13 protein-coding genes are annotated in these 14013 nt (G+C 43.0%); 8 read left to right on the top strand and 5 right to left on the bottom strand.

The genetic code is table 11. The features are described from left to right. The first annotated feature begins 25 nt into the window (after positions 1–25). From CLV51_RS21620 to CLV51_RS21595, 6 genes are all read left to right on the top strand, one after another. Positions 26–2959 (top strand): glycoside hydrolase family 2 TIM barrel-domain containing protein, encoded by a 2934-nt coding sequence (locus tag CLV51_RS21620; protein ID WP_158267106.1) that lies wholly within the window; start codon positions 26–28, stop codon positions 2957–2959. 150 nt (positions 2960–3109) lie between these two features. Next, on the top strand, positions 3110–3697 hold the full coding sequence (locus tag CLV51_RS21615) for a dihydrofolate reductase family protein (RefSeq protein WP_106530177.1): 588 nt from the start codon (positions 3110–3112) through the stop codon (positions 3695–3697). 27 nt (positions 3698–3724) lie between these two features. Then, on the top strand, positions 3725–4294 hold the full coding sequence (locus tag CLV51_RS21610; RefSeq protein ID WP_106530176.1) for a dihydrofolate reductase family protein: 570 nt from the start codon (positions 3725–3727) through the stop codon (positions 4292–4294). Positions 4295–4339: 45 nt separating this feature from the next. Further along, positions 4340–4765 (top strand): SRPBCC family protein, encoded by a 426-nt coding sequence (locus tag CLV51_RS21605; protein WP_106530175.1) that lies wholly within the window; start codon positions 4340–4342, stop codon positions 4763–4765. Between the two features lie 152 nt (positions 4766–4917). Further along, the gene (locus CLV51_RS21600; protein WP_106530174.1) at positions 4918–6009 is read left to right on the top strand and encodes an aromatic ring-hydroxylating oxygenase subunit alpha; all 1092 of its coding nucleotides are present in this window, start codon (positions 4918–4920) and stop codon (positions 6007–6009) included. A 10-nt stretch (positions 6010–6019) separates the two neighbouring features. Next, positions 6020–7453: an APC family permease gene (locus CLV51_RS21595; protein ID WP_158267105.1), complete on the top strand. Its 1434-nt coding sequence runs from the start codon at positions 6020–6022 to the stop codon at positions 7451–7453. Here the strand turns inward: CLV51_RS21595 and CLV51_RS21590 are convergent. From CLV51_RS21590 to CLV51_RS21580, 3 genes are all read right to left on the bottom strand, one after another. Then, positions 7416–8189 (bottom strand): GNAT family N-acetyltransferase, encoded by a 774-nt coding sequence (locus tag CLV51_RS21590; protein ID WP_106530172.1) that lies wholly within the window; start codon positions 8187–8189, stop codon positions 7416–7418. The two genes, CLV51_RS21595 and CLV51_RS21590, sit on opposite strands and share 38 nt — an antisense overlap. Positions 8190–8341: 152 nt before the next feature. Next, complete coding sequence (locus tag CLV51_RS21585) at positions 8342–9289, bottom strand: SGNH/GDSL hydrolase family protein (protein ID WP_106530171.1); 948 nt, start codon at positions 9287–9289, stop codon at positions 8342–8344. A gap of 144 nt (positions 9290–9433) precedes the next feature. Further along, on the bottom strand, positions 9434–10129 hold the full coding sequence (locus CLV51_RS21580) for a DUF2461 domain-containing protein (protein ID WP_106530170.1): 696 nt from the start codon (positions 10127–10129) through the stop codon (positions 9434–9436). A 149-nt stretch (positions 10130–10278) separates the two neighbouring features. On the opposite strand from CLV51_RS21580, the gene CLV51_RS21575 reads away from it, so the two are divergent. Beyond that, complete coding sequence (locus tag CLV51_RS21575) at positions 10279–12168, top strand: glycoside hydrolase family 97 protein (RefSeq protein ID WP_106530169.1); 1890 nt, start codon at positions 10279–10281, stop codon at positions 12166–12168. 10 nt (positions 12169–12178) lie between these two features. Here CLV51_RS21575 and CLV51_RS21570 read toward each other — a convergent pair whose 3' ends face one another. Beyond that, positions 12179–12658, bottom strand: a complete 480-nt coding sequence (locus tag CLV51_RS21570) for a DoxX family protein (protein ID WP_106530168.1) — start codon at positions 12656–12658, stop codon at positions 12179–12181. A 291-nt stretch (positions 12659–12949) separates the two neighbouring features. Between CLV51_RS21570 and CLV51_RS21565 the strand changes: the two genes are divergently transcribed. Next, entirely contained in the window at positions 12950–13156 is a 207-nt protein-coding gene (locus CLV51_RS21565; RefSeq protein WP_106530167.1) for a dodecin family protein, read from the top strand. Positions 13157–13328: 172 nt separating this feature from the next. On the opposite strand, the gene CLV51_RS21560 is transcribed toward CLV51_RS21565, so the two are convergent. Beyond that, positions 13329–13922 (bottom strand): hypothetical protein, encoded by a 594-nt coding sequence (locus tag CLV51_RS21560; protein WP_106530166.1) that lies wholly within the window; start codon positions 13920–13922, stop codon positions 13329–13331. Positions 13923–14013: the final 91 nt, after the last annotated feature.

Raw genomic sequence — 14013 nt, 5'->3', positions numbered from 1 at the left:
CACTAAAAGTATCAGCATATATCACATGAAATACTGCTTACTCATTATCTGTTTTTTCGCTTTTTTTATCTCACCGTTGGTGTCTTCAGCACAGGATAAAACAAGAGAAGTGCTAAACTTCAATACCAACTGGGCTTTTCACCGGGGTGATGTAAAAGGTGCTGAAAATATTTCTTTTGATGATAAAGACTGGTCCGCCGTCAGCATTCCGCATGTAATGCGCATCGAGAAAAAGCATAACGGTGGTAATAATGTTTACCAGGGCATCGGTTGGTATAGAAGATATTTCCGCCTGCCTGCTGCCTGCATGCATAAAAGAATAACCCTTTGTTTTGATGGGGTACAAATGAACAGTGTAATATATCTGAATGGAAAAAAAATAAAAGAACATGCAGGCGGATATATGGGTTTTGTAGCAGATATCAGCGATGCTGTTAGTTTTGATAAAGATAATGTGTTAGCCGTATGGGTATCGAATACTGATGACCCGCAAACGCCGCCAGGGAAACCTCAATCCAAATTAGATTTCAATTATTTTGGCGGTATCTATAGAAATGTATCACTGGTAATAACCAACCAACTATTTATTTCTCACCCGTTGGAAGCAGATAAAACTGCCGGTGGTGGCGTATTTGTGACCTATCCGGCTGTTAGCAAATCAGCTGCTGATGCCCGGATTAAAACCAATATTATCAACACCGGCAATACGCCGGTCAGTACCACCCTGGTTTCCAGGCTGGTGGATAAAAACGGTATGGTAGTAGCGGATGCTGTTAGCCACGAAACAATTGAACACGGGTCTGATAAAGATTTCCAGCAAACCCTTACTGTTAGCCATCCACAGCTGTGGCATCCGGATCATCCCTATCTCTACAAACTTATATCGCTGGTTTATAAAGATAATACTGTTATCGACAGCTTGATAACGTATACGGGTATACGAAATTTATCTTTCCGGGCAGATGGTTTTTATCTCAACGGAGATAAGCTATACCTGCGGGGAGCTAACAGGCACCAGGCATACGAATATATTGGCGATGCCGCTGCCGACCGCATGCAGTACCTGGATGCTGCACAATTAAAGAGAGGTGGATTTAATGCTGTACGCGCCGCTCACTACCCGCAATCACCTGCTTTCCTCGATGCCTGTGATTCATTGGGGCTGCTGGTAATTGAATGCGAGCCCGGATGGCAATTTTTTTCCAAAGACAGCCTCTTTACGGAAAGAACTTATAGAGATATCAGGGAGATGATCCGCCGCGACCGCAACCATCCGTCGGTTTTTTTATGGGAAACATCCCTCAACGAATCACCTACCCCCGAAGCATGGATGCAAAAAGCAGTGCAGGTGGCATATGCTGAAATGCCCGGCCACCAAATGTTTGTAGCCGATGATTTTAATGGTCGCAGTAAAAAATATTACGACGTTTCCTATAAGGTAATCAACGAAGACGGCAGCGATCCTATGCCATCGCAGCCATTCCTTACCCGCGAATGGGGCGACACCTGGATGGCCGATGTTGCAAAAGAAAACAGCCTGAGAGCCGGCAGGATGTTTACAGAAAAAGGATTGATCAATCAATGTATACTCCGGCAAAATGCCTTAAATGGCGAAACATCAGAAGCAGCAGGTGGCTATTGGGATCATGGCGGACTGGATGCCAATACAAGAATAGGCGGCTATTTTGTGTGGAGCTACAATGATTACACCCGCGGCTCAGATCCGGTTACTGCATTTAGTGGTGTGGTAGATCTCGACCGTTATGAAAAATTCGGTTATTACCAGCTCAAAGCTATGCAGGACGCGCACAATCCGGCATATGGGCCCATGGTATACATTGCCGGTTACAACAACCAGCCTTCCTTAGACAGCGCCATCATGGTGTTCTCAAATTGTGATGCAGTAAGGCTTTACAGGAACAATAAATTATTGGGCGAAATAACACGACAACAAAATGCCGGCACCGCACCTTTTGTGGCAGCTAAAGGTGGCAGCCCCTTTTTCCTTTTCCACACCGGAAAATATGAGGCAGGCACACTAAAAGCAGTAGGACTTATGTACGGGCATACCAGCTGTATACATACCGTAAATACGCCTTTGCCCCCTGACCACCTGGAAATCATAATCCCTTCCTGCACTACTCCACCCCTTGCCGACGGATCGGATATGACACCTTTCTACGTTAAAGTATGTGATAAAAATGGCACACTCGTTTCCAATAAAAGCGCCGGGCAATCTTATGCTATTAACATCAGCGTATCCGGTGCAGGCGCCCTTATTGGCGGTAATATACCCGCTGCGGGCATCTCCCTGCAACAAACGGAAGGTGGCATTGCATACGGTATCATCCGCCACAGCAGCGCCGCAGGAAAGATCATTATTCACGCCGGTGGAAAAGGATTTACACCCGCAACAAAAACCATCACAACGGTCGCGGCTACAATCGCATATGTAGCCGATGGTACACATCCCCATTGGATAGATGAACATAAAAAAACAACTGCCATATACTACGCTGACACTACTGCAGCTGATCATCATCTCCCGGAAATAAAACTTTCGGATAAAGAGATCATTATCACACCTGCTACCCATCCGGAAAACATTCAACAGATCATCGATAATAACACTGCCACAGGATGGATAGCCGGTTCATCAAACTTTCCGCTCAGCATCACGATAGATTTAAAAGATCAGTATCATATCAACGACAGCCGCATTGTATGGGGTAAAGACAGCGACTGGTACATCTACAGCATCGCTGTATCTGCCAACGGCCAGGACTGGATAACTGCAAAAAGCGCGGAACGTGCATCAGGACAGGATTACAAGCCTGTATCCCTGAACCAGGCAAATGTTCGTTATGTACGTTTTCTGATTACTGGCATTCAGCCGGAAAGCAGTAAGGTGGCGGTTCGTGAAATACAATTATATGGGCAGCTGCAATTAAAAAAATAACTGTTAATTACTTTATCTTAGGCCTCTTACCTGAAAGTCGCAAATCACCCGTTTCTTGTCGCGTCTACCCATCTTGCTGTATATTTTTTCATTGCATCTTTGTGTCAACAATTCAAACAAATTATTCACAAGCAGGAAAAAGTAATTAAGATGAGAAAATTAAAATTACAGATACAAACGTCTATCGACGGGTATATTGCGGCTGCGAACGGAAGCACTGCCTGGATGATTTGGAATTGGGGCAATGAATGGCCGTGGGATGATGCGTTAAGAAAATATCATACGGATCTGACAGCCACGGCTGACTGTGTATTGCTCAGCCGGAAAATGGCCACAGAAGGGTTTATTGGGCATTGGGAGGAGATGGCAAAAAATTCCGATAATCCACAAGCTACGTTTGCTAAAAATATTACGGCAGCACACAAAGTTGTTTTCACCAAAACGCTTCCTGCATCTGTCTGGAAGAATACTGAATTGGCTAAAGGTGATCTTGCAACAGAAGTCAATAAATTAAAGGGACAGCCCGGCAAGGATATCATTGTTTATGGCGGCGGTGCTTTTGTATCTGCACTCATCAAAGCCAGGTTTATTGATGAATTTCATTTAGTGGTTAACCCAACAGTACTGGGCGACGGACTTTCCATATTTAAAGAAGTGGGCAATAACCTCAATTTGAACCTGGTATCCGCTACCTCTCATAACGATGGAATTGTAGCTCTTCACTATGTATCTCATTAAAAAAAATAACACTAACTAATATCAATTATGGGTAAATTAATTTTATCAGAATTTATTACTATTGATGGTGTAATTGAAGCACCGGGTGGTGAACCAGGATTTAAGTATACAGGCTGGAGTGCGGAATACTTTAATGATGAATACCTGCAATTTAAGCTGGATGAGCTGTCTAAAGCGGGCTCCTTATTACTTGGCCGTAAGACCTATGAGGGTTTTGCTGCTGCCTGGCCTTCGCGTACTGATGAGATGGGATTTGCAGATAAAATGAACAGTTTACCAAAGTTTGTTGTTTCTACCACCCTAGACAAATCAGACTGGAACAATTCAATCCTGATAAAAGAAAATATTATTGAGGAAATTGTAAAGCTCAAAATACAATCAGAGCAGGATATAATGATCTTTGGTAGTGGCACTCTTATTCAGACACTGCTGCAACATGACCTGATCGACGAATACCGGTTAATGATTCATCCAACAATTATGGGAACAGGTAACCGGTTATACAGTAATATTGGCGGGAGAAAAAAACTACAGCTAATTGACACAAAAATATTTAATACAGGAACAGTTGTATTAATTTATCAGCCTGAAAAATAGTAACATATTTATCTTTCAAATTATTCAACAATAAAAAAATAAAAAATGGAAAACCAGGCAACTATCACAGTAGAAGCAACCGTAAATGCACCGGTAGAAAAAGTATGGGAATTCTGGAATTCACCAGCACATATTACCAAATGGAACCGGGCCTCTGACGATTGGTTCACCCCCACTGCAACTAATGATCTGCAACCAGGTGGAAAATTCAATTACAGAATGGAGGCCAGGGACGGAAGCTGGGGATTTGATTTTGGTGGAGAGTACAAAAAAGTGCAGGAACACAAACATATTGAATACAACATTGGAGACGGCAGACAGGTAAGTGTAACATTTACTGACAATAAGAATGAAACCAAAATAGTAGAAGTATTTGAACCTGAAACTACTAACTCTATAGAAATGCAGCAAACAGGATGGCAGGCTATTTTGGATAGTTTTAAAAAGTACGTAGAAACGACCAAAGAATAAGCGCAGCCCATATTCAAGGCGGCAAGGACCGATGGTGGAGTATATTTCGCGGACAATCATTTTGTATTCTACAGATAAAATGATAAGTTAGCTATTGATCGAAAGCTAATTTACGGGACACATTACCCGGGGCTCATCATAAACCAAAAGCTATGTCGCCATTTTCTGTAGATCCGGATATTGCCCGCGCCCAAACCATCAACACCCGTTTTTACACAGACCCTGTATTGTACGAAGCAGTAAAAGAGAAACTGTTTGCGCCTTCCTGGCAATTCATTGGCGGCAGCCACCTGGTGCAGGATGCAGGGCAATGCCATCCTTTCGTGCTACTGGAGCATTTCCTGGATGAGCCCCTGGTATTAATCAAAGACAAAGAGGAACAACTGCATTGCCTGAGCAATGTATGCACACACCGCGGTACCATTGTGGTGCATGAGCCCTGCAGGCTGGCACAACTGCGCTGTCGTTATCATGGCCGGATATTCAGGCTGGATGGCGGTTTCCAATCGATGCCGGAGTTTAAAGAAGTAGCAAACTTTCCCAGTAAAGCAGATGATCTTACCGCATTGCCGCTGTTCCAATGGGGTCCGTGGCTGTTCACATCGCTGGACCGGCAATCCGGCTACCAACCTTATCTACAGGATATGATCAACCGGATAGGATGGCTACCGGTGAATGATTTTGTGTTCAGGCCGGAACATTCAAAAACATATGAGGTGGCAGCGCATTGGGCACTGTATTGCGAAAATTATCTCGAAGGATTTCATATTCCCTTTGTACATGCGGGTCTCAATGCGGTCATTGATTTCGGTAATTATACTACAGAATTATTCCAATACGCCAACTTACAACTGGGCATTGCCAAAGATGATGAAGATTGTTTTGATCTACCCACTTCCTCACCGGACTATGGCAAAAAAGTAGCAGCTTATTATTTTTTCGTGTTTCCGAATATGATGTTCAACTTTTATCCGTGGGGATTAAGTATCAACATCGTAGAGCCGGCAGGTATTGATCGTTGTAATGTTCGCTTCCTCACCTATGTGTGGAAAGACGACAAATTTAATACAGGCGCAGGTTCCAACCTTGATACTGTAGAGATGGAAGATGAGGAAGTAGTAAAGGCAGTACAACAGGGCGTGCGCTCCCGCTTTTACCAGCATGGCAGGTATTCGGTCACGCGGGAGCAGGGCACCCATCATTTCCACCGTATCATTGCTGCTTTTCTTGCCACCACCCCCTGAATATACCTGTATGTCAACCAAAACACCCGCTATCGGTTACCTGGCTGCCACCGCAATTGTTGCCGGCAGCATTATAGGCTCCGGCGTATTTATGAAACCGGCTACCATGGCGGCACAGGTGGCATCGCCAATATGGCTGGCATTGATATGGGTGATCGCCGGAGTCATCTCTTTGTTCGGTGCACTCATCTATGCAGAAGTAGGCGCTATGCTACCAAGAACCGGCGGCCAATATGTTTACTTCCAGTACATGTTCGGTGATTTCTTTGCTTTTCTTTATGGGTGGGCATGTTTTGCAGTAATCAATACCGCATCGGTATCAGCCATTTCTTTTGTGTGCGCGCAATACGCCAATTATTTCCTGCACCTGCCACGACTCCCGGCAGCCACAGAACATTTGTGGGTATGGCATATTCCTTTACTGGGTAACCTCTATCCTTTGGAAGATATAGGCGTAAAAGGAATTGCGGTAGTACTGGTATTAGGACTTACTTATTTGAATTACCTCAGTGTACGCGCCAGTAGCGCTTTACAGGTGATATCCACCGTAGTAAAAATATTGGTGGTAGCATTATTGGTAGGCGGTATTTTCTTTTCCGGTCATGGCAACGCACAAAATTTCATTACACCGGGTGCCCATAGCAAACATGGATGGAATTTAACAGGAGGCCTGGTAGCTGCGCTCACCGGGGCTTTTATGGCATATGACGGATGGATCAATGTTACTTTTATGGGTGGTGAAATACAACAGCCGCAAAAGAACATTCCTAAAAGTTTGCTTACCGGCTTATTACTTTGCATTGGGGTATACCTCCTGGTGAATCAGGCTTACCTCTATGTATTACCTGTTGACGCAATGGCCCACTCCGGGCTGGTGGCAGCCGATGCCATTGATGTAGCACTGGGCAAAACCGGTGGCGCCATTGTAGCCGCTATGATCGTGATATGTGCCTTTGGCGCTATCAACGGCAATACCATGGCTATATCCAGGGTTACTTATGCTATGGGGAAAGATAAATTGTTTTTTGCATGGACCGGCAAGGAGCATCCCCGCTTTGGTACACCTGGCAATGCACTGTGGCTGCATGGTATATGGTCATCTATCCTGATCATGAGCGGCTCATTTGATATGCTGGCGGATATGTTCACCTTTGTGGCCTGGGTGGCTTACCTCTTTGGTGCAATAGGTGTATTTGTGCTAAGAAAAAAAATGCCGGATATGCCCCGGCCATACAAAACATGGGGCTATCCGGTAGTTCCTGTCATATTTATTGCCTTTGCCGCCTTTTACCTGGTGAGCACTGTATGGAATGATATCAGCAGGTATATCAACGGAGAAACACCTGTTATCAACTCCGTGCTGGGACTCGTGATCACTGCACTGGGCATTCCGTTGTACCTGTATTTTAAGAAGGCTGACCGTCCAGTTGCAACGAATAAGTAACAATTTGTTTTACAGGTGTAAAACCTAACTTAACATACACCTTTTCTCCTGCTGCAGAAGCATGCAGTACACAATGCATTTTGCCATCTTTAATGCATTCCTTCATCAGATGAGTAGTCATATAAGAGGCCACCCCTTTGCCTCTGAACTGAGGTAAAGTCCCGATCATATGCAAACCTGCATACTCATTCTCATCATAAAAGATAAGCCCGCAACCTGCTGCAGCATCATCATAAAAACAGATAAATAACTTAACCCTGTTATCATTATTCAGCAGGCTTTCCAATATCCGCGGGTCAACCCGGTACTGAAATGACTGGGAGGCAATCGAGGCATATAAATCAGTATCAGCAGCATTCCGGACCGCTTTAAACGTAAATCCGGCTGTATCATCCAGGAGATCTGCCTCAGATAAATTAATGATCATTCCCAGTTGTTTTAACCGCGGAAAAAAGCCGGCTTCAGAGATATGATCTTTATGACGAAAGCTTACAGATTCAGTAAGTGTGAGTGAGTTGGGCAAGCTGCGCTGCGCTATCTGAGATGATAATTGTTTAAATATTGAATTTTCCGGATCGGCCCTTTTCCCAAGGTCAAATATTCTTTTGGGCCAATCCGAATCGTGAAGATTGATCGCCTTAAAATCCGGCGCAACTAAAATAGTTTTGGAACTATTTCCAACGAAGTTCCAGAATTCAAACAGGTTATTGATAATATCTTTTTCTCTCTGTATCATAAAATCTACTATTGGTCAAAATATGCATGCTGCATACTTTGCAAATGTAAATATTTGATAAGATGCTTTTGTAGACCAGTAATAAAAAGATAGGTAGTCCAGCTGCAGCTCCATTTTAATCTTAAAAAATACAGATCAGCGTCCTTTGCCATCTATTCTTTTATTAGTTTAAGTTGCTGTTTCACTCCATCAACTACTATAACATACATCCCCTTTGCCCAGGCGCCTACTGCAATACTGCTGCCCATCCGGAATTGGCGGTTGATGTAAACCAGGCGACCAGACAGGTCATATATTTTTACCAGGTGATTACCGCTGGTTAAGCCGGCTATCCGGCAACTTTCCTGTGCCGGGTTAGGTACCATCATCGTCTTTAAGAAACTGGAATCACCCGAAACAATACCACTACTGCTATCGCGATTACAAAGCGTATCCGGAATATTGCTGTTTACTACCCGGGTATACAGTAACTGGTGCCCTGCATCATTGAGATGTGTGCCATCACCATAACTATACATCTGCCTGATGGAATCGTTGGAGGCTGCGAGGCCGGTCCAGAAGTCTATGGACTTATTGCCGAAATAGGAGATTGTCCAGTCACGCATCGCCTTCAAAGCAGCTATCTGTGCTGCGTTATAAGCATTCCGGGGCTGCGTGGTGGTAACCCATACTTTTACGCCCTGCGCTGTTGCCGCACTGATCATCCGTTTATAATTATCCTGTTGCTCTGTTAAAGTATAATTCCTGCCTACGTCATTGGTAGGCAGATTAATAATGATGGCATCCGGGTGCAGCGACAAAGCCCTGGTGATATTATGATTTGTATCGGGCAAGGGCCTGGATGGCGGAGGCACAAATCCGGTGGGGCATAAATTGTAAGTGGTATATCCACCCACTGCCAGGTTATCTACCTGGTAATGGATATTAATGCCTTTCAGATATAGTGTATACAGGGCAACCCAGCCATGGTTGAGTGTAGCTCCCATTCCTGCTGCAGTAGAAGAACCTATCACTACAATATGATAGGGCGCTTTACAAATCTGGGCATTGACATAATAATTGCAGCATACCAGGCACAAGAATAGCATAATTTTCCTCATCAGGGTAAAATTAAAAGGATGGAATGATAAGCTATCGCGCTACAGTAGGGGCATGCAGTTAATCAGGAACGATACTACAAAGTGGCATATTTGGTATCAAAAAGGTACTACATTCGGATGGAAAAACCTAAGAGAAAACTAACCTTACAGTCCATTGGTATCTGTGGTCAATACTTCGCTCATATAGTCGAAGAACGGGCGCATCCCCTGAAAGGTCAGGTTGGCCTCTTTTAAAAACTGTTCACTCAACACCTCTTTATCCGAAAATCTTCTTATGAGGAGATACTGCTTATAACGCAAAAGATCAATGGCTTCATGGCCCTGATCAAAACCTTTGGGTGTAGTTTTTAATTGTTCTCCCTCCAATGTTTTAAACATGGATATAAATGATTTACTTTTTAATATTTTTCTCAGGGGTGCCGCATCAAAAGAGATATCATCTCTGATCCGTTTCAGGTCTTGTGGAACCGGTCCCCAAAAACCTCCGGCAATAAAGCTGTTGCCCTGTTCGATATGAAAATAGTACCCTCCTCTGCGATATTTGGTAGCACGTTTAAAGCTGCCGCTCCAGTTTGTTTTATAAGGGATTTTATTGTTAGAGAAACGGGTATCCCTGTAAATGCGGTGCAGGCTTTTTTTGCCTGATGGGGTTTCTATCAGATCATGTGTACTGAGACGTTCTAATAATGCCTCAGCAAAGACTTCTACAAGATTTAATTCTTTTTGAAATTCCGTTTTATGGGCATTAAACCAATCCCTGTTATTGTTTTTTTTCAATGCATTTAAAAAATCAAAGCCAGATTGGTGTATTAATGGTTGTTCTGTATAATTCTTTGCCATATATTGTTATGGTAATTTTTTAAAGAGATATTAACGTGCAGCAAATATACCATCTATTATCTTTTAATTCTTTAATTCGCCGTGAGCGCTGTACGCTCCTGCTATTTCAAAAAAAATAACTGTTTAATTAATAGTTTCAAAAAATACTGATGCCAAGAATTTTATTCGTCTTTTTTTATTTTATTATTTGTATACAGCCCCTTGCTGCACAACAATCCAGAGAACTTACTTCGCCTGACGGGCAACTCACTTTCTCTTTCTCTCTTTCAAAAGATGGCGTTCCCCGCTATGCTATTTCTTATAAAAAGAATCCCATTGTAATTTCTTCTTCGCTTGGATCAGGCGATTGGGAAAAAGATTTTGTATTATCCGGTGCGGATGTTTCAAAGCATGATACTGTTTGGAAACCTGTTTATGGTGAGCGGAGTCAGATTCGTGACCATTACGAAGAGATGACCATCACGTTATTGAGAAGTAATAATGAAAAACAAAAAATGCAGCTTCAGGTAAGGGCTTACAATGAAGGAATTGCTTTCCGTTATTATTTTCCGGAACACCCTCAGGGAGGAATAGATGTGAGTATTCAAAAGGAACTAACAGATTTTACTATGCCTGAAGGTACAAAAGCCTGGTTTACCAACAGGGCACAGGCAAAATACAGTTTATTGCCACTCAGTGGCTGGACCGACGAAAGTGAACGCCCGCTGGTCCTGCAACTGCCCAATAAATTATATGCCTGTCTTGCAGAAGCCGGAATGGTAAATTACTCCCGTACTAAGTTTGCATTAAACCCTAAAAAAGCCAATACGATTAGTTGTTCCATGTATGATCGCGTGGATTTTTTCACTCCGTTTGCTACTCCCTGGAGAGTGGTGATGGTGGCTGAACGCCCGGGGCAATTACTGGAAAATAATGATTTGATTTTAAATCTGAATCCTCCCTGCGAAATAGCTAATACCTCATGGATACAGCCAGGAAAGGTGATGCGGGAAATGTCACTATCGATGAAAGGTGCCAGGGAACTCGTAGATTTTGCAGTGAAGCGCCATCTTCAATACATTCATTTCGATGCAGGCTGGTACGGGTATGAATATGTGGTTGGATCTGATGCCACTAAGGTTAATGTAGATCCCAGGCGTAACCCCAACAGCGATCTTAATTTGCAGGAAGTCATACGATATGCAAATGAAAAAGGTATTGGCGTATTCCTGTATGTCAATCAACGTGCCTTATACAATCAATTGGATGAGATACTGCCGCTTTTCAAAAAATGGGGCGTTCGGGGTATCAAATTTGGATTTGTAGAAGTAGGGTCTTATAGATGGACCGCATGGCTGCATGATGCAGTAAAAAAATGTGCTGAATACAAGCTGATGGTGGACATCCATGATGAATACCGGCCCACAGGCTTCAGCCGCACATATCCCAATCTGCTAACCCAGGAAGGCGTTTATGGCAACGAAGAGATGCCCGATGCCACCCACAACACTACTTTACCATTTACCCGTTTTATAGCTGGTGCAGCTGATTACACTATTTGCTATTACCAACGCCCTGAATTGAAAGCCAGCTTACGTGGTATAAAGTCTCCCCATAGCCTGAAAACCACTTCTGGTCATCAGCTTGCGCTGTCGATGATCTACTACAGCCCTCTTCAATTTCTGTATTGGTACGACAAACCATCAGATGTACAGGACGAACCAGAACTCGAGTTTTTTGATAAAATATCTACCGTTTGGGACGACACAAAGGTGCTGGATGGTGAAATTGCTCAGTATATTACCATTGCCCGCCGCAAGGGTGAGGAATGGTTTGTTGGAACCATCACCAATAATGAAGCCCGCGAACTGAAAATATCTTTTAGCTTTTTACCACAGGGGAAAAAATTTGAAGCAAGTATTTACGCAGATGATCCAATGGTGAATACCCGAACTAAAGTTGCTATCAGGCGAATAAAAGTAGATGCTTCCACTGTACTGGATACCCGTTTACTCCCATCAGGAGGACAGGCAATCTGGATAAAGCCCTTGCCCAAATGATAGCTCATCATCAAACCGAAAGAATGTTACCAGGACTTGCATTCGCCTCTTTCCGCTTTTTCAGCATGTTGTCAAGGCTCCACCTGTAAGCAGGAAGGGATGATAACAGGAAACTGCCGGCGCTGGCTGTAAATACAGAATAATTCAGTGGAGATTGTATACCGAACGCCCTGGCCATCGCCATAGCAAAAATGAATGTAAGCAATCCGCTACCCATAGCTGCCCAACGTGTCCACAACCCTGCAATCAGCAACAGGCCGAAAGAGACCTCAGCGCCAGATGCTATTGCGGCGAAGAATTCGGCAACACCATAGGGTAAAAAGGACATCAGCTTATATGCGTATTCCATAAAATGTTGCCAATCGCCCCAACTGATGCCTGGAGCACCGGCAGGGCCCCATACGCCAAAGCGGTCCAGGCCCGCACCGAGAAAACCGGCCCCCAGGGCAAGACGTAAAAATAGTTGAGGAAGCCCTTGCTTGTTTTTCATCTGTTAATGTTTTACTACACAAACATATAGCGGTATTGAGACATTTTTATAGTCCAGATACAATAAAGTAAGTAGTCCAGCAGCAGGTAATCCTACAATGTTCAAACATAAGTGCTGAACAATTTTACACTTTCGCCGTTATATGCTATACAGCATGTTTCCCCCGCTCGCCGGGATACCTCCTGCTCACCAAATTTAAAAACAAAAAAACGACAAGCCTATTAGTTTATGCAACAGACCTGTCGATCTTTTTATAATTACATATCTATTTCATAACAAAAAACTTTTTTTATGCCTATTGTAAAAGTAATTGAAGTCATTGCTTCCTCAGAAAAAGGAATTGAGGATGCTATACAAAGTGCTGTAACAGAGGTTTCAAAAACAATTCACAACATAGATTCTGTATACGTTAAAGATATCAAAGCCCACGTAAAAGATGGGAAAATAACCACCTATGGATTAATCTGCAAAGTGTCTTTCCGTATAGATAATAAGTAAGCGCAGCAAAAATAGCTGATCAATAAAAATACGTTTATAAAATCTTCACAAATCTAACCAGTACGCTGGTGAAGCAGCATTTTGTGTTTCATCCAACGTAATCAACTGCCCGCCTCATTTTTTACTAAATTCCAGATAAAATAGTGAACCAATATCTATAAAATACCAGGTGTTATTTTTTCATCTTTTTATCAATTTTACCTTGTAATACTGCAATAAGGTTAATACACTCTTCCAGGCGGAGATAACTTTGACTGCCATCAACAGCCAGGTCTCTTTTACTAATATCCATACCGCCTAAAAACGCTTCCAGATTGGATAGGAACCGAATTTTCTGTCCGTACAAAATGTCATAAATTTCGTCATTCAGGTGGTCACCTTCTGCCCGGAGGTCCGGACTTACTAAATCTGTAACCCCGCGCATCCGTTCCATAATGGAACCCATTTTCACTTTAAGGATTTCCAGGTCATTCATATCCTTTTTTCCAGGGGTGATATTATTCCGAAACAAGCTGTCTGACAGGACCTTTCTCGTCTTCATGTAATTATTCAGGTCTTGTTTCAGCCATTCGAAATGCTGGTTTAACGCCTCTCCTTTTTCGCGGGAATAATATTTATCTACGTCATTATTCAAGTGTTTCACCCATGCAAGCATATCTACTGTCACATCAGTAACGGTCGCCTTTTCTGATTGCCCAAACACATTAGCAGAGAGGATCAGCAAAAAAAAGAGCGCCAATTTGGAGAGGACTTTGTTTAAAACCATTTTTTATTTATTAAGATGTCAGTTATGTATGTTAATCCTCCTGAGGCCCCAACCTTGCGATAATTGAAAATAACCATTTATAAGATAAATA

Origin of the sequence: Chitinophaga niastensis (assembly GCF_003014755.1) — a bacterium.
GTDB classification, from domain to species: Bacteria; Bacteroidota; Bacteroidia; order Chitinophagales; family Chitinophagaceae; genus Chitinophaga; species Chitinophaga niastensis.
Note: the sequence above shows the minus strand (reverse complement) of the source record. Positions and strands in the feature narration are given on the sequence as shown.